Origin of the sequence: Brevundimonas sp. Root608, assembly GCF_001427825.1 — a bacterium.
Taxonomy (GTDB): Bacteria; Pseudomonadota; Alphaproteobacteria; order Caulobacterales; family Caulobacteraceae; genus Brevundimonas.
The window spans coordinates 597,793-614,247 of sequence record NZ_LMGT01000001.1 but is presented as its reverse complement, the minus strand read 5'-3'; the positions used below and the strand labels follow the sequence as shown (position 1 = coordinate 614,247).

15 protein-coding genes are annotated in these 16,455 nt (G+C 68.6%); 10 read left to right on the top strand and 5 right to left on the bottom strand.

Annotated features, from left to right (window positions below; genetic code table 11):
• Nucleotides 1-50: 50 nt before the first annotated feature.
• Entirely contained in the window at nucleotides 51-2,156 is a 2,106-nt protein-coding gene (locus ASD59_RS02805; protein ID WP_055827977.1) for a malate synthase G, read from the bottom strand.
• 157 nt (nucleotides 2,157-2,313) lie between these two features.
• On the opposite strand from ASD59_RS02805, the gene ASD59_RS02800 reads away from it, so the two are divergent.
• The 3 genes from ASD59_RS02800 to ASD59_RS02790 all read left to right on the top strand — a co-directional run bounded on the left by ASD59_RS02800 (nucleotide 2,314) and on the right by ASD59_RS02790 (nucleotide 6,825).
• The gene (locus ASD59_RS02800) at nucleotides 2,314-2,961 is read left to right on the top strand and encodes a DUF1345 domain-containing protein (RefSeq protein WP_156376905.1); all 648 of its coding nucleotides are present in this window, start codon (nucleotides 2,314-2,316) and stop codon (nucleotides 2,959-2,961) included.
• A gap of 288 nt (nucleotides 2,962-3,249) precedes the next feature.
• The gene (locus tag ASD59_RS02795; protein ID WP_055827972.1) at nucleotides 3,250-4,746 is read left to right on the top strand and encodes a DEAD/DEAH box helicase; all 1,497 of its coding nucleotides are present in this window, start codon (nucleotides 3,250-3,252) and stop codon (nucleotides 4,744-4,746) included.
• Nucleotides 4,747-5,655: 909 nt separating this feature from the next.
• A complete protein-coding gene (locus ASD59_RS02790; protein WP_055827968.1) occupies nucleotides 5,656-6,825 on the top strand; it encodes a hypothetical protein in 1,170 nt (389 codons plus the stop codon).
• Nucleotides 6,826-7,813: 988 nt separating this feature from the next.
• Here the strand turns inward: ASD59_RS02790 and ctrA are convergent.
• Nucleotides 7,814-8,527: a response regulator transcription factor CtrA gene (ctrA, locus tag ASD59_RS02785; RefSeq protein WP_055827964.1), complete on the bottom strand. Its 714-nt coding sequence runs from the start codon at nucleotides 8,525-8,527 to the stop codon at nucleotides 7,814-7,816.
• A 302-nt stretch (nucleotides 8,528-8,829) separates the two neighbouring features.
• On the opposite strand from ctrA, the gene ASD59_RS02780 reads away from it, so the two are divergent.
• The 3 genes from ASD59_RS02780 (at nucleotide 8,830) to ASD59_RS02770 (ending at nucleotide 10,588) form a co-directional block, all read left to right on the top strand.
• On the top strand, nucleotides 8,830-9,186 hold the full coding sequence (locus ASD59_RS02780) for a chromosomal replication initiator DnaA (RefSeq protein ID WP_055827961.1): 357 nt from the start codon (nucleotides 8,830-8,832) through the stop codon (nucleotides 9,184-9,186).
• Nucleotides 9,183-9,923 carry a DUF6456 domain-containing protein gene (locus tag ASD59_RS02775; protein ID WP_055827958.1) on the top strand — a complete coding sequence of 247 codons (741 nt, stop codon included), beginning with the start codon at nucleotides 9,183-9,185 and terminating at the stop codon, nucleotides 9,921-9,923. Before ASD59_RS02780 ends, ASD59_RS02775 begins: the two co-directional genes overlap by 4 nt.
• 230 nt (nucleotides 9,924-10,153) lie before the next feature.
• Nucleotides 10,154-10,588, top strand: a complete 435-nt coding sequence (locus ASD59_RS02770; protein WP_055827956.1) for a hypothetical protein — start codon at nucleotides 10,154-10,156, stop codon at nucleotides 10,586-10,588.
• On the opposite strand, the gene ASD59_RS02765 is transcribed toward ASD59_RS02770, so the two are convergent.
• A complete protein-coding gene (locus ASD59_RS02765) occupies nucleotides 10,585-11,010 on the bottom strand; it encodes a SufE family protein (RefSeq protein WP_055827953.1) in 426 nt (141 codons plus the stop codon). The genes ASD59_RS02770 and ASD59_RS02765 overlap by 4 nt on opposite strands.
• A gap of 170 nt (nucleotides 11,011-11,180) precedes the next feature.
• Here ASD59_RS02765 and ASD59_RS02760 point away from each other — a divergent pair, with 170 nt between their 5' ends.
• Nucleotides 11,181-12,866, top strand: a complete 1,686-nt coding sequence (locus ASD59_RS02760) for a sensor histidine kinase (protein WP_055827950.1) — start codon at nucleotides 11,181-11,183, stop codon at nucleotides 12,864-12,866.
• A 2-nt stretch (nucleotides 12,867-12,868) separates the two neighbouring features.
• Here the strand turns inward: ASD59_RS02760 and ASD59_RS02755 are convergent, their stop codons facing one another.
• Nucleotides 12,869-13,729, bottom strand: a complete 861-nt coding sequence (locus tag ASD59_RS02755; RefSeq protein ID WP_156376904.1) for a hypothetical protein — start codon at nucleotides 13,727-13,729, stop codon at nucleotides 12,869-12,871.
• Between the two features lie 56 nt (nucleotides 13,730-13,785).
• Here ASD59_RS02755 and ASD59_RS02750 point away from each other — a divergent pair, with 56 nt between their 5' ends.
• The 3 genes from ASD59_RS02750 to ASD59_RS02740 all read left to right on the top strand — a co-directional run bounded on the left by ASD59_RS02750 (nucleotide 13,786) and on the right by ASD59_RS02740 (nucleotide 16,247).
• A complete protein-coding gene (locus ASD59_RS02750; protein ID WP_055827948.1) occupies nucleotides 13,786-14,115 on the top strand; it encodes a DUF1491 family protein in 330 nt (109 codons plus the stop codon).
• Nucleotides 14,116-14,265: 150 nt separating this feature from the next.
• The gene (locus ASD59_RS02745; RefSeq protein ID WP_055827945.1) at nucleotides 14,266-14,646 is read left to right on the top strand and encodes a hypothetical protein; all 381 of its coding nucleotides are present in this window, start codon (nucleotides 14,266-14,268) and stop codon (nucleotides 14,644-14,646) included.
• Between the two features lie 77 nt (nucleotides 14,647-14,723).
• Nucleotides 14,724-16,247 (top strand): tetratricopeptide repeat protein, encoded by a 1,524-nt coding sequence (locus ASD59_RS02740; RefSeq protein ID WP_055827942.1) that lies wholly within the window; start codon nucleotides 14,724-14,726, stop codon nucleotides 16,245-16,247.
• Between the two features lie 16 nt (nucleotides 16,248-16,263).
• Here ASD59_RS02740 and ASD59_RS14665 read toward each other — a convergent pair whose 3' ends face one another.
• Nucleotides 16,264-16,398 (bottom strand): hypothetical protein, encoded by a 135-nt coding sequence (locus tag ASD59_RS14665; RefSeq protein ID WP_255356160.1) that lies wholly within the window; start codon nucleotides 16,396-16,398, stop codon nucleotides 16,264-16,266.
• Between the last annotated feature and the right edge of the window lie 57 nt (nucleotides 16,399-16,455).

The window sequence follows — 16,455 nt, the reverse complement described above, 5'->3', positions numbered from 1 at the left end:
CGGCCTGCCACCCGCAAGTTACGGTTCTGTCAGGTTGGCGTCCGGCCCGATCAGCCGGCGTCCTTGGCCATCCGCCGGAACTGATGAAGCAGCGGCTCGGTGTAGCCGTTCGGCTGGGCGACGCCGTCGAACACCAGGGCTCTCGCGGCGCGGAAGGCCAGACTGCCCGCGGGGTCCGGCGCCATCGGGCGGTACAGCGGATCGCCCGCGTTCTGGGCGTCGACCTTCGCCGCCATCCGCAGCAGCGCCGCATCGACCTGTTCGGCGGTGCAGACGCCGTGCAGCAGCCAGTTGGCCATGTGCTGGGACGAGATGCGCAGGGTCGCCCGATCCTCCATCAAGCCGACATCGTGGATGTCCGGCACCTTGGAACAGCCGACGCCCTGATCGATCCAGCGCACGACATAGCCGAGCAGCCCCTGGGCGTTGTTGTCCAGCTCCTCGGCGATCTCGGCCTCCGACCAGTTGCGGCCCGCGGCCAGCGAGGGGGTCAGCAGGTCCTCCAGACCCGGGATCGGGCGCGCGGCGATCGCGTCCCTCAGGGCGAAGACGTCGGTCTGGTGATAGTGCAGGGCGTGCAGGGTCGCCGCCGTCGGACTGGGAACCCAGGCGGTGTTGGCGCCGGTCTTCGGGTGCGCCGCCTTCTGCTCCAGCATCCCGGCCATCCGGTCCGGCGCGGCCCACATGCCCTTGCCGATCTGGGCCCGGCCCGACAGACCGCACTTCAACCCGATGGCGACGTTGCGGGCCTCATAGGCGGCGATCCAGGCGGACGACTTGATCTCGCCCTTGCGCACCACCGGCCCGGCCTGCATGGCGGTGTGGATCTCGTCGCCGGTGCGGTCGAGGAAGCCGGTGTTGATGAAGACGATCCGGTCCTTCACCGCACGGATGCAGGCCGCCAGATTGGCCGAGGTGCGGCGCTCCTCGTCCATCACCCCGACCTTGATCGTATGGCGGGCCAGTCCCAGCAGGTCCTCGACCGCGTCGAACAGGGCGTCCGTGAAGGCGCACTCCTCGGGTCCATGCATCTTGGGTTTGACGATATAGATCGAGCCGGCCCTGCTGTTGCGGAACCGCCCCTGCCCCTTCAGATCGTGCATGGCGATCAACGAGGTGACGATGGCGTCCAGCACGCCCTCGGGCGCGTCCGACCCGTCGGCCAGCCGAACCGCCGGCGTGGTCATCAGATGGCCGACGTTGCGCACGAACAGCAGCGACCGCCCCGGCAGGGTCACCGTTGATCCGTCCGGCGCGGTGAACGCCCGATCGGGCGCCAGGGCCCGCGTCATCGACCGCCCGCCCTTGTCGAAGGTCTCTCTGAGATCGCCCTTCATCAGGCCCAGCCAGTTGCGATACGCCGCCGTCTTGTCGGCGGCGTCCACCGCCGCAACCGAATCCTCCAGATCGACGATGGTGCTCAACGCCGACTCCAGCACGACGTCCGAGATGCCCGCCGGGTCGGTCGCGCCGATCGGATGGTCCGGATCGAACACGACCTCGATATGCAGTCCGTTGTGCCGGAACAGCCGCGACCGTTCGCTGCGGCCCACATACTGACCGGGGTCGCGGATCGCGATGCCTCGGTGCGGATCGGTCAGGTCGGCCCAGCGGCCCTCGGCCAGCGGAACAGCCTCGTCGAGTAAGGCCTTGGCCCGCGCCACCACCCTGGCCCCGCGCGCCGGGTCGAACCGCCCGGGCGGCGGCAGGTCGCCCAGCGCATCCGTCCCGTAGAGGGCGTCATACAGACTGCCCCATCGCGCGTTGGCGGCGTTGAGCACGAAGCGGGCGTTCAGGCTCGGCACGACCAACTGCGGCCCGGCCAAGGTCGCCACCTCTGCGTCGACGTTGCGCGTGCCGATGGCGAAGTCGCCGGGCTCGTCGGCCAGATAGCCGATCTCCCGCAGGAAGGCGGTCGCGGCGGGAAGGTCATAGGGCTGGCCGCGGCGCTGAACATGCCAGGCGTCGATCCGCGCCTGCAGGTCGTCGCGAACCGCCAGCAGCCTTCTGTTCTCTGGCGCGAACCGGGCGAAGACGGCGGCGACGCCGGTCCAGAAAGCCTCCGGCTCGACGCCGGTCCCGGGCAGCGCCTCGGCTTCGATGAAGGCGGCCAGTTCGTCAGCGACCCGCAATCCGGCGCGCGGCGTCATCGCCATGGAGCACTCCCTCGGAACAAGCCTGAAACATTCCGTGATGACCCGGGGGAAGTCGAGCGCTTTTCGCAGGCGCGAAGAACACGACGCTTGCCGAGGCCGGGAACAGGCGCAACATCGCCCCATGAAAGCATACGCCTGGCTGCGCCTGCACTAGCCGCTGATCCTCCTCCTGCTTATCGCCCTGTCGAGTCTGGCCTGGCCCATCGGCGGCGGCGGGCTGTCGCGGCTGGCGCTGGGCTGGGACGTGGGCGTCGGCCTGTTTCTGGTCGAGTGCGTCTTCAAGCTGATGCGCGAGCGATCCGCCGACGACATCCGCCAGCGCGCGGCGGCGCTGGACGAGGCTGGCGGAGCCGTCCTGCCGCTGGCGCTGCTGGCTGCCCTCGCCAGCATCGCCGTCGTCGTGGGCGAGGCCGTCCAGGTCGCCGGCGACAGGGATCGGGCGGGCCGCGCGGCCGTTCTGGCCCTGGCGACCGTGGCCCTGTCCTGGACCTTCGTCCACGCCATCTTCGCCTTCCACTACGCCCACATATTCTATGCGCCGGCTGCCGCCGGCGGCAGCCGCGCCAGGGGCGCGACGCGGGATCGGGGCGGCCTGATCTTCCCCGGCGGCGAAGCGCCGGACTACTGGGACTTCGTCCACTTCTCCCTGATCATCGGCGTCGCCCAGCAGACCGCGGACATCCAGATTTCGGACAAGGGGCTGCGCCGCACCGCGACGGTTCACAGCGTCACGGCCTTCCTCTTCAACACCGTGATCGTGGCCCTGACGGTGAACATGGCGGTCAGCCTGCTGGGCGGCGGTTAACCTCCGCGCCTTGACTTGGCCGCATTGGAAGCCCATTTGCGCTGCGTCGCACAATTGCGATGTCCGGCGCCTCCAGCGCGTGTGGGTCTTGTCCAACGACGAAGACCTGACTGTAGCAGTCGCCGGCTCCTCAAGATTCATTCGCTGCCCGGACACGCGGGGCGGCGCCCGATCCACCCCGTCGCGGCTCCCTTTCCGGAGCCAAATCGGGACTGGCGGTGCGCGGCCTTATCGGCGTTGAGCCATGGCTGATGCGCGTCGCCGCATACGCGAAAGACATCCGCTCCCATGAGCAAGACATTCGACTCCTTCGGCCTGAACCCGGCCCTGCTGCAGGCGCTGGCCTCCGAAGGCTACACCACCCCGACCCCGATCCAGGCCCAGGCCATCCCTGACGTCATGGCCGGCAAGGACCTGCTGGGCATCGCCCAGACCGGCACCGGCAAGACGGCGGCCTTCGCCCTGCCGATCCTGCACCGCCTGGCCGCCAACCGCATTCCGCCCGTGCCCCGCACCACGCGCGTGCTCATCCTGTCGCCGACCCGCGAACTGGCCAGCCAGATCGCCGAGAGCTTCAAGAGCTACGGCAAACACCTCGGCTTCCGCGTCGCGGTGATCTTCGGCGGCGTGAAGTACGGGCCGCAGGAACGCGCCCTGCAACAGGGCCTCGACGTCCTGGTCGCCACCCCGGGCCGCCTGCTGGACCACATGCAGCAGAAGACGCTGGACCTGAGCCAGACGGAAATCTTCGTCCTCGACGAGGCCGACCAGATGCTGGACCTCGGCTTCGTCAAGCCGATCCGCCAGATCGTCAGCCGCATCCCGGCCAAACGCCAGAACCTGTTCTTCTCGGCCACCATGCCGACCGAGATCGGCAAGCTCGCCGGCGAACTGCTCAAGGATCCGGTCAAGGTGTCGGTGACGCCCCAGGCCACCACGGTCCAGCGCATCAGCCAGTCGATCATCCACATCGAACAGGGCCGCAAGCGCGCCCTGCTGACCGAGATGTTCGCCGATCCGCACTACACTCGCTGCCTGGTCTTCACCAAGACCAAACACGGCGCCGACAAGGTCGCGGCCTATCTGGAAGCGGGCGGCGTCGAAGCCGGCGCCATCCACGGCAACAAGAGCCAGCCCCAGCGTGAACGCACCTTGGCCGCCTTCAAGGCCGGCAAGCTGCGCGTTCTGGTCGCCACCGACATCGCCGCCCGCGGCATCGACGTCGACGGCGTCTCGCACGTCCTGAACTTCGAGCTGCCCTATGTGCCGGAAGCCTATGTGCACCGCATCGGCCGCACGGCCCGCGCGGGCGCCGACGGCACCGCCATCAGCTTCGTCGCCGGCGACGAGATGAAACTGCTGCGCGACATCGAAAAGGTCACGCGCCAGAAGATCCCGTCGACCGACCGCCGCAACGACAAGTCGCTGGCCCTGCTGGACCAGTCGATCATGGCCTCGGGGGTCAAGTCCAAGGCGACGATGCCGGACGACGGTCGCGGCGACCGCCAGCAGCAGCGCGGCCCGCGCAACCCGCGCCGCGACGGCGTCAAGCTGGAAGGCGGCGGGCAACCGCACCGCGTCCGCAAGCCCGGTCCGGGCCGCGACGCGCGTCCGATGCCGGAACGCGCCTTCGACCCGCTGGCGCGCGAGCGTCCGCGGACCAGCAACAACGACCCGCGCCACAGCTCGGCCCCGGCCGAAGCCAAGCCGGCCGGCGAGATCAAGCGCCGTCCCCGCAGCCGCCGCCCGTCCAACGGCGGCAAGGGCTACGTCGCCAAGGGCTGAGCCTCCGCTGACGTGAATACAGAAGCGCCCGCCGGAGCGATCCGGCGGGCGTTGTCGTGTTCCTGGATCGGAGCGAGGGTCCGCTTCCCACCCATTGCGGACAATGCCGGGCCGCAGCACTTCTAACGGTCTAACCGATGCCCAAGGCCTGATTACGCAATGCTCCGAGCCGCTCTTGTCTCTACGCTGGCCATTCTGTTTTCCGCCTGCTCGCCGGCACCAAAATCCGATGTGCTTCCTGCAAGCGCAGATGTTTCCGCCGTGGAAAGCTGTGCTTGCAAGGAGCGAGGAAACTGCATCCAGCTTGAGCAGGTCGCCGGCCGGGTGGAGGTTCGCGCTCTCAGATGTGAATGGCAGCGGACGGGCTATCGGGCGACTTGCCGGTTCGAGACGCGGTTCATCACCACCTATCCCGATTTCTAAGAAGAAATTGGACCGTGGTCGGACCAGCGGCTGATTTTGCGTCCATCCTCCGAGGGCGGCTGGTGTTCAATTGGCAGGCCCGAGGCGCGATAAGGCGTTCTCTCCGAAAGGTAGCGCGGCCAGCAAGCACCCCCCGATTGACGCGAGCGCGGTCACGAGCAGTCCACGCGAAATCTCTTGGACAGCATTAATCCCCATTGTCGGACAGTCTCATCCTGATCTTGGCCCAGCAAGGGCAGTCCCTTCGTTCCGGATCGTCCCCTGTGCTGGAGGGCCGCTTCCCACCAATAGCGGACATTCGCGATCTCGAGCGACCGCTCCCGCAGGTGAGCCAAGGCGCTAGGTATCTCAGACTAAACTGGGCGTTAGGTTCTCGCTGGTATCCTGTCTCCGGTTAGGCATCTCGCCGGCTCCGCCAACGTTGGATGCGACTTGCCGCCTCCAGAGGGGCTGGGCGCGAGGGGGCAAGTGACTGGAGAGACGAGCTTGACCGCTGACTCGGCTGGGAGCGTGCGGACGTCCAAGGCTCGGCGGCCCATCGCTCGCCGCGTGGTCTTCTATCTGCTGTTTGCGCTCGTGACGGCCATCACCATGAGTCGGGAGGCCTTCACTCTCGGCCTTTATCTACTGGTCATTCCCGCCTTGGCCATGGTCGCGATCCAGTGGGCGTTCTTGGTCCTGCCGCTTGTTGATTGGCCGCTGACGGCTTGGCGACGGACGCGGAGTCCAAAGTGGGTCGGAGCCTGGTTCGGGGCGGCCCTGGTCTGGCCGTTGGGCTTTCCGACCGCCGCCAACCTATGGCAGGAAGCTCGCGCTGCCGCCGGCAGAGTTGGGGATCAGCCCCCCGCCCGGCTCGCCGCGTTCGACGGGCCCATACTTATCTCGGGAGATTGCGGCGCCGAGTGCACGCGCCTCGTGACCGGCGGAACGGTGGAGCGGGTGTTGCGTGCCGAGCACTACGGCATGGGTGAACGCTATAACTACGACTGGCGTGACGGCAGCCATCCAAGCGCGCGGCTCAGCTACGCCTCGACCTATTGCGACGAGGACCGGCGGGAGAAGCTCTCCGCGCTGCCAGACCAGCCAGGCTGGTGCCTGGTGGAGCGCGTGATCGAGGCGCCTGTCTTCGGTGCGGTGATCCACTTCGAGGGCTACTACGGCACTGGCCGCAATCATGGGCGCAGGCGGATCGAGGTATGGAAGTGCGAGCCGCAATGTCACCTGGTGGCCCGCCAGACCGAGTTCAAGCTGCGCCGCTTCGCCGTGCCTCTGCGCATCGCCTATTCGGGCGATGGGATGTACATCGATCCGGATTTTGAACGTGTCCCTATCCGGCGCGGCGACGCCGATCCGGCGCGCGTCGTTGCAGGGGCGCTGGGACTGCACCAGCGGCAAGGACCGCCACGGCTCGGCGAGGATCCGGTCGTGGCGGCGCGCGAGGAGGCCGCTTTTCGGACGGCGGAGGCGAACCGAAAGGCGCGGGAGGAGGTCGAACGGCTGGCGCGGCTCGCGCAGTCTAACCGCGAGCGTGCGGCCGAGTTGGCCAGAATGGCTCGCGAACGGGAGAGCCTTCAGCAGAGCCGCGCCTCTCGCCGCGGCGACTGCGTGATGACAGAGGACGCCGGCATCTTCAGCACAGCTTGCAAGATGCCCTAATTGGGCGGAGCCGACGGAGAGTCGCGTACGGGAAGGTCTCCGACGAATGCGAACGGGACGAGCACAGCGGCAAGTTCGCCGCGGGCTCCCTGACTGAACTGCTTGGCGATGTCCGCTTCCCACCTTAGGCGACCATCCGCTCCCGACCCGTTGCGAACGCCAGCGCTCGATGCGACGACATGGTATCTCGAAAGCGAGTGAGGAGATCAGGGGCATGATGATCCGGCTGGCTCTCACAGTGCTTGCGCTCGGCTTGGCGTGCGCGGGGTGCGCAGACAATACCGGCTACGTGATCACGCCGAGCCTGCCCTCGCCGGGATGCGCAGATGGCCGAACACCTGGCCCTGCCGGAGAGTGCCTCTCGGCAGCAGCAGTCAGCGAGCTGAAAGAGGCGAAGCTCGTTCCCGCGGTAGAGGATGTGCCCCGCTTGTATCTGGACTTTATCGCGCGGGAGCGGTGCCCTGATCAGGCCTACTGCGGAGTGCCGCCTGTGCGAACTGTGAGCCGTGTGTCGTGTCAGCGTTCTGATGAGGAGCTCCCCGCTGAGGCTCAGTGCGCCTTCCGCGTCGAGATCAGTTATCGGCGCATCCGCGGCTTGGCGCTGACGGGCCAGGAATACGATTGCATAGGGCTGTTCGCTCAGCACCCGGAGGGCTGGCGCATGTATGGGTTCGCCGACGCGTGCCGAGAGTCTCATCGCGGTACACCAGCGCTCTATCCCGAGGGCCATCGACAGGACTATCGCGGCAGCCGAAGCCGAAGCCGAAGCCAAGGCCGCCTGCGGCGGGCCGGTCGCACTGGACGTTGCGCGGATAGACGGCGACCCTGCGAATTATGGGTCCGATCCATTGGACTATGAGTGCCTGCCCCGCTGAATGTCTGCTTTCCCCCCCGTAGCGGACGTCGCAAACGGCTGCTCTCGGCAAGCGACCACGAAAAAGCCCGCCGGAGCGAACCGGCGGGCTTTTCATATTCGTTTGTCGGTCGATCAGGCCGCGGCGCTGACCGGGGCGGGAGCGGCGGTTTCCGACGGGTCGCGCAGCACATAGCCGCGGCCCCAGACGGTCTCGATGTAATGCTTGCCGCCCGCCGCCGTCGCCAGCTTCTTGCGCAGCTTGCAGATGAAGACGTCGATGATCTTCAGCTCGGGCTCGTCCATGCCGCCGTACAGGTGGTTCAGGAACATTTCCTTGGTCAGGGTGGTGCCCTTGCGGAGCGAGAGCAGCTCCAGCATCTGGTATTCCTTGCCCGTCAGATGGACGCGGTGGCCGTGCACCTCGACCGTCTTGCCGTCCAGGTTCACGGCGATCTCGCCGGTGTGGATGATGGCCTGGGCGTGGCCCTTCGAACGGCGGACCACGGCGTGGGTGCGCGCGATCAGCTCGTCCTTGTGGAAGGGCTTGGTCATGTAGTCGTCGGCGCCGCCGCCGAAGGTCTTGACCTTGGTCTCGATTTCCGAGGTTCCGGACAGGATCATCACCGGGGTGTTGACCTTGCCGACGCGCAGCTGACGCAGAACCTCAAGGCCGTTCATGTCGGGCAGATTGAGGTCGAGCAGGATCAGGTCGTAGTCATAGATCTTGCCGAGATCGATGCCCTCTTCGCCGAGGTCGGTCGTGTAGACGTTGAAGCCTTCCGACTTCAGCATCAACTCGATGCTCTGCGCGGTCGCGTGATCGTCTTCGATAAGCAGAACGCGCATTGATGCCCCTCCAGGCAAAGCTTGACAGTAGTTCCCGACATCCACTGCCGGGTAACCTTGTTCGAGAGTTAACCGAGTAAAAACTTAAGAAAGGTTAACGCCATCCCATTGAGGCGAATCGTAGGCTGATTTGCGAATCGGCGTCGAGAGTCCTGAGTCAAGCGGACGCATTTTCCTCCGGAACGGGCGATCTTCGCCTCCCTTTCCCTGTACGTCCGGATTCGACGCAGGTCCGGATTATATTCCTATCCGACGCGGCATGCCTTTGAACCGCGGACGTCATGGATGATGGGAGATTTCGGATGAATGAGACGTATCGCGTGCCCGTCGCGGACGGGGACCGTATTCGCGCGGGTCTGGCGATCCAGCTCGTGGCCGCCGCGACGGGGGTGACGGCCGAGCGGATGCGGGCCCAGGTCCGCCTGGGCGGGACGGAGTGCCGTGCGCGCTGGCTGGCGATGTACCTGGCCTATATCGCCTTCGGCTGGCCCCTGGAACGGGTTGGCCACGCCTTCGGATTGAATCGGGCGACGGCGGCGGCGGCCTGCCGATGGGCCGAGGAGGAGCGCGACCGTCCGACCCTCGACGCCATGCTGGACCGGCTGGAGCGCTGCGTGCGCGACGTCCTGGACGCGCCGGTGTGCGAGGTGCCGGCGTGACCCCCGCGGGGCGGGATGCGCCCGCCGGGACCGCGGGACAGGCCCGTCGCCTGCTGGCGCGGCGCGGCGGCTGGATCGAGACCGCGCCCGGCGGCTACGCCCTGAGGGTGGGCCGTGACCGGCGAACCCGCATCCTTCTGGCGGTCGACGAGAGGGTCTTTCGGGAGCTGGCGGAGGAGCCGGGACTGAAAACCCGGCCAGGGGGAGGCTGGGTGGCGCGCCCCGGCGCGACGAGGACTGTGACCGCGCCGGAGGCCGGCCGGCCCGGCGTGATCGAGGGGGTCCGCGCGCTGGCGGAAGGCGACGGCCGGATCACCACGCGTCGCGCCAACCTGGGCCAGTCGGCGATCGCCTGGCTGGCGCGCCGCACGGACGCGAACGGGCGCGCCTGGTTGGCCCCGGCCGAGATCGCCGCCGCCGATCGCCTTGCCCGGGACGCGGAGGCGGCCTTGCGCGGGCCGTCGCTCACCATGCGGTGGGACGCGCTGCCGCGGTCCGGCGCCGGCGGCGGCCTGTCGGGGCGGGACGGACCCGGCGCCGCGGCCCTGGCCGCGGCCCGTCGGGTCGAGACGGCGCTCGCGGCCTGCGGACCCGCGCGCGGAATCGTCGAGGCTATCTGTATCCGCGCCTCGGCGCTGCAGGCGGCCGAACGCGACCTCGGCCTTGGCCGCCGGCGCGGCAAGGCCTTGCTGAAAACAGGACTGGCCGCCCTGGCGGCCCAATACCGCATCGGCTGACCGACGGAGCCGGCCCCGGCTGACGTTACAGGCTCGTAACTGTCGCCGCGGGGCCTTCAGCCCTAGAGTGAACGGCCGCGCATCAGCGCGCGGCGTCTCAAATAGCTCAGCGGACTGCGTTCAACAGTCGGCGAACGGGGATCACCTTGAAGTTTGTTGTTTGTGTCGCGGCGGCGAGTCTGTGCCTGATCAACGCCCCGGCCGTCGCACAGGACCTGTTGGTGGCTCGCATGCTGACAGACGTTTGCCTGCCCTACGCCGCCCGGGCCCGGAGTTTCGAGAAGGCGATCAAGGCGGCTCGGGACCTGAACTTCCGGCGGCCCATCGACGACGTCCAACCCCTGGATGAATGGGCGGCGGAGATCGATCTGGTTTCGGACGACGGCAACTGGCGGCTCCGGATCGAGGAGGGCACGCTCGAACACGGCGACGCCCAGGTCTATGCGGCGAGTTGCACCATCTCGTCGCGGCACGCCAGCGCGCGGGAACTGGCTGACCTGGGCCGCCGCGCCTTCGGCGACCCCGAGCGCTGGACCACTTCGCCGGACCATCCCCGGCGCTGGGAACGCCGGACGCGTCGTCCCGCGGAGCATCGCCTCGCCGTCGAAGTCGCCGAGCCGGCGGAACGACGGCCGACGATGACGGTGACGGGCTACTACTTCTAGGCGGCGGCCTTCGCGGCGTCGCGAATTCGCCCGACCATCGCATTCAGGCCGTTGGCGCGCTGGCGCGTCAGGGCGGACGGCAGGCCGAGACGGTCGAGGGCCGCGCGGGCGTCGAAGGCCAGGATTTCCTCGGGCCGGCGATCCGAATAGAGCTTGAGCAGCAGGGCGATATTGCCCTTCGACAGCGCGCTGTCGCTGTCGGCGAGGAAGCTCAGACGGTCCCCCCGGGGACGGACGGCCAGCCAGACCTGGGCGGCGCAGCCCGGCACCTTGTTGGCCTCGATCCGGTCCGCGTCCGGCAGGGCCGCCAACCCCTTGCCCAGTTCGATGACGTATTCGATCCGGCCCTCCCAGTCGCCCAGCAGGTCGAACTCGTCCACCAGCTCGGCCAGGGCGTCGTCAATGGAGGGATCAGCGGTCATGCGGGCCAGATAGGCCGGGCCGGCGTTAACGACAACCTCTCGACCTGTCCCCGGAAAAGCGCCGACCCGGGCTGCGGCCAGTCGCCTGGAACGCGTGCGTGCTTTGGACGACTCATCCGCAAGGCTAGGCTGGACGGCCGCCGGCGTCCCCGGCTTCTCGCGTCGCGCCCTTGATCCAGTCCGCCCGCCCCGATCCCGGACCTGCCGCGCCCCCTGACCCGGGCGATCGCCCCGCGCTGGCCGCGTGGCATGCCGGCTGGGCCGTGGCCGCCGCCCTGCTCGCGCTGGGCGGACGATGGATCGGCGGGGTCGACGGCCCGGTCTTCTACGGCGTGCTCGCCATGGTGATACCCGGCCTGACGGGCCTGGGCCTGCTGCGGCGCGACGGCGCGGGCGAACGGATGATGCTGCTGGGCGTATGGGGGCTGGCGGCCTTCCTGTCGGCCGCCCTGTCCGGCGGCCTGACCGGCCCCCTGACCGGCTTTGTCTTCCTGCCGCTGGCGGCGGGCATCGCCCTGGGAGGTCCCCGGCCGGTCCAGGCCGGCGCGCTGGCCGTCGGCCTCGCCGCCGTGGCCGGATTGCTGTCGGCCTGGTGGGGCGGACCGGGCCCTCATCTGCCCGCGCTGGCGGCCATTTCGGCCCTGCTGACGGCGGGCGCCGCGGCGCTGGCCGTGCGCCTGTCCTGGCGGCAGCGCGAGCGACGGCTGGAGACGGCCGAGGCCGACGCCGCCCGGATCGAAACCCTGCTGGCGGCCCAGCCCGGCCTGATGCTGATCCTCGAGCCGTCGGGCCGGGTCGTCGCCGCCTATGGCGCGCCGCCCGTCTATCTGCCGGTGGATCCGCTGTTCGAGAGCGGCCTGGTCGCGGCGGTGCACGCGCCCGATCGCCCCCGCCTGCTCGGGGCCATGGAACGGGCCATGGGCGGGCAGGAGGGCGTGGTCGTGTTCGCGCCTCGTCTGGCCCTTGATCGCCGCGCGCAGATGATCGTCCGCCGGCTCGACGACGCCGCGGGCGCGCGGCTCGTGGCCCAGGTGTTCGACGCCACCGCCCAGTACGCCCGTGAACTGGGTCTGGAGACCGCCCGTAACGAGGCCGAGGCGCGCGAGGCCGGCAAGACCCGCTTCCTGGCCAATATGAGCCACGAACTGCGCACGCCGCTGAACGCCGTGCTGGGCTTCTCGGACATCATGCGCCAGCGCATCTTCGGTCCCCTGCCCGACCGCTACGGGGAGTACGCCGACAATATCCACCAGGCCGGCGGTCACCTGCTGGACCTGATCAACGACCTGCTGGACGTCGCCAAGATCGAGGCCGAACGCTACACCCTGACGCTGGAGCGGTTCGACGCCCGCGAGACGGTGTCCGCGGCCATGGCCCTGGTCCGGGTCAATGCCGACGACAAGGGCGTCAGCCTGTCCAGCGTCCTGCCCGGCGATCCTGTCGAGGTCTCGGCCGACCGGCGGGCGCTGAAACAGATCACGCTGAACCTGCTGTCCAATGCGGTGAAATTCACCCCTCCAGGCGGGACGATCACGGTCACGGTCGAGGCCATCGGCCCCTATCTCGAGGTCGTGGTGGCCGACACGGGCGTGGGCATCGCGCCCGAGGACGTGCGCCGTCTGGGCCGCCCGTTCGAACAGGCCGGCGAGATCGAGCAGCGCCGTCAGGGCACCGGCCTGGGTCTGGCGCTGGTCCGCGCCTTCGCCGAACTGCACGGCGGTCGGATGAGCATCGACAGCACCCTGGGCGAAGGCACGGCGGTGACGGTCCGTTTGCCTGTGGCGCTTGTCGCCCGCGCACCCGCTCCGGAAGGCGGGGCCGAGATCATCCCGATGCCGATGAAAAACGGGGTGTGACCCTAGATCAGACCCATCGCCAGAAAGGCCCGGCCGGCGGCGAAATCGCCGGCCTCGAATTTCGCCGTCGCGACGCTGCCGTCCCGGAAGTGGAATTCAATGGCGAACGTCTCGCGGGGATCCAGCCGTTCCAGTGCGGCGGCGGTCGAGGCGGGGAAGCGCCAGACCTCGCCGGCGCGGCGGCCTTCAGCCAGCAGTTCGCGCTCGGCCGGCGCGACGCCCGCCGCCCACAGGCTGGCGCGTGAGGACGCAGGGACAAGCCCCTCTCCGGCCAGCCAGGCGCGCGGAACCCTCGTCGGGTCGCGCAGCACGATCCGCGCGGCGTTGGGGCGTGAGCGACCGACGAAGCTGACCACGGCGACCATATCCTGGGCGTCCCCCTGCCCGGCATAGCCGAAGGCGACGGGAGAGGCGCCGACCACCGAGGTCTGTTTCAGTCGCCAGCCGGGGCCGGCGGAACGCATTCGGTTGGCGGTCCAGTCGCCACGCTCACCGGGGAAGCTCATGCGCGGCGTCCGAAGCCAGCCCGAGAAGGCGTCGTCGACGCGGCTCCGCGCCGTCGCCAGTTGCGGGTCCTGACAGGATACGGCGTGGGCCCGTGACCGGGCGCGGGCCGCGGTGGCGCTGAGGTCGGCCTCGGCCGCGCCCGACCGCAGGGCCGCGCCCCGGGCCTGGGCCGCCGCAGCCCCGAGCGCGGCGTCGATGCGCGCCTCGAAGAGGCCGCAGCGCTGGTCGGCGGCGACCATGAAGGCCCGTTCGTAATAGGTGTCGGCCGGTCCCGCCCGCGCCGGGTCGGGCAGGCACAGGACGGCCGCCGCGAGCAGGGCGGCTTTGGTCTTCAGGGCGGTCTGGCCTATCCTCATGAGGCGCAGTCTACGCGCCATGCGTTCCGGTACGGTTTCCGGGCACGGTTATCAAAATGCTTCTGTCCAGCGACCTGTGGGTGTCCGCCCTGATCCGCCGCGCCGAACTGGCGGGGGCCTTCGCCACGGTCGCGCGCAAGGGCGACGCGCGGGCGGGGACGGTCATCGTCAAGGCGTTCGACACCTCCACCCGCCGCGCCAGACTCTATAGTGAGGCTTTCGGCCCCGACGGCGAACGTCTGTGGATGCAGCCGGTGGAGAGCGAGTTCGAAAGCGAGCTCGACGCCTACATCCAGCGCCAGGCCGGCTACGATCCCGACATCTGGGTGGTCGAGATCGAGGACCGCGAGGGGCGCCACTTCATCACCGAGAAGGTGGCGGTCTGATCCGGACGTCGGCATGGAAACCGCGAGGTTAACGCCGCCGCCGCCGGTGCGAAATACTTAACCGCGTTCGGGAACGGAACCGCAAGCGCCCTGGCCTAGGGTCATCTTCAACGGGCCGGGAAACGAGCCCGGCGATGGTGGGTGTTGTCGATGCTCTTTCTTCTCAACGACGTCGTGTTCGATCTGGACGAGGCCTCCCCGGTCACGCCCGGCGACGCGCGCCGGTTCGAGAACCTGGGTCTGGACTATGTTCTGGAGCTGGGCTGCGAACTGTTCGCCGAGGATCCTCTGATGCATCAGAACGATCCGCAGCGCGCCCGCCGTCTGGCCTGGCTGATCCACGACCGGTCGCCCGAGGTCAACGCCGCCCTGTTCGCGGCGCCGGCCGCCGGTTGTGATCCCGCGCTGGTCGAGCCGCAGTTCTGCGCCCTGCCCGCCGCCATCATGCGCCAGCTCAAGACACGCGCCTCGAAGGGCAAGCTGGACGCCGTCGCCGCCGACAAGGCCGTGTGGATGCGCCTCGCCGCCTGATCGAGAATTATCCCCGCACAACCTTGGACAGCATCGGCGGGGCTGGATAGTGTGACCGTTCCAGTCGGGGAGTCGGCATGCGCTTCATGAATCGGGTCGGGGCGATGGTCCTGGCCGCCTTTGCACTGACTCTGATCGGCGTCTCGCCGGCCCGGGCCGAATGGCTGAAGGCCGAGAGCGAGCGCTTCATCGTCTATGGCGACGGCAACCCGCGCCAGTTGATCGCCTATACCGAAAAGCTGGAGACGTTCGACCGGCTGCTGCGCTGGAAGATGGGTCTGCCCATCGACGACGTTCCGCCGCGCAAGCTGCCGATCTATCTGGTCGATTCCGCCGGCCTGCGTCGGGTGTCGCCCGCGATCGGCGACACGGTCGCGGGCTTCTACGCCGCGCGCGAAGAGGACATCTTCGCCGTGGCCCTCCGCGGCGGCATGGGCGACGACGTGCTGCTGCACGAGTACGCGCACCATTTCATGATGCAGAACGTGCCGTTCGCCTATCCGGCGTGGTTCATCGAAGGTTTCGCGGAATATTTCATGACCGCGGACATCAACGAGACGCGGATCCTGATCGGAAAACCCAACGCGGCCCGCGGATCGTGGCTTCGGGGCGCCACCTGGATCTCGATGAACGACCTGCTGGCCAAGCGCTCCGGCGAGGTCCGGCGGCGGAACGCGACCTACTATCCGCTCGCCTGGCTGATGACCCACTGGTTCATGGGCAATGACGCGCGCTTCAATCAGCTGCGGGCCTATCTTCTGGACGTCGGCGCCGGCGGAAACGCGATCGAGGCCATGCCCCGGGCGACCGGCATGACAAACGCCGAGCTGCGTAGGGAACTGCGCGACTACATGGGTCGGATACCCTACGTCGAAATCCAGAACTTCTTTCCGCGCGCCCAGGTGACGGTGACTCCGCTTCCGGCCTCGTCGGGCGATTTTCTGCTCATGACCCAACGACTGACCGGCGTGCCGACGTCGCACAGCGACTCGACCCTTGCCGAGGTTCGCCGTCTGTCGGCGCGTCATCCCGGCGACGCCGCCGCCATGCTGGCCCTCGGGCACGCCGAAATGCATCTGGGCGACCGCGACGCCGGCGAAGCGGTGCTCAGGCGGCTGATCGCCGCCCACCCCGACCACGTCGAGGGTCACCAGTATCTGGCCAGGTCGCTGCTCGAACGCGCCGCCCAGGACGGGGCGGAGGTCCGCCCCCTGAAGGCCGAGGCGCAGAGATTGCTGGGCCGGGCGTTCGAACTGGACGACGCCGACTACCGCACCTTCATGCTGCTGGCCGAGACGCGCGAAGGCAGCCCCGGCTACCCCAGCGAAAACGACATCCTGACCCGCGAATTGGCGCTGCAGCTGGCCCCCCAGCTGGACAAGGCGCGCATCGACATGGCCCGCACCTATCTGGCCGCCGGACGCCGGGAGGACGCCATCCGGACCATCGAGGTCCTGGCCAACGACCCGCACGGGGGCGATGACGCCAAGGCGGCCCAGACGTTGCTGAACGAGGCGCGCGGCCTCAGCGAGGCCGAAGCCCGGGCGGAAGACGCGGCGGCGGATTCGGTCGATGAGGACCCTGCGCCGCAAGGCAGTTGAGACGACGCGCCTGCCGTCAGACCAGCACGTTGAAGACGATGTGCACGAGGGTCGCGCCCAGGACGATCACGCCGAAGCCGACAATCAGTGAAAGGGCGGGATGCGGTCCGTCGTGGTGCGGCGGCGGATCCACGGAGGGGTTCGGGGCCATGGCCGTTCCTTCGTTTCCAAAGGCGGCGCCCGATTGCGTGACCGGGTCGTCTCGCCG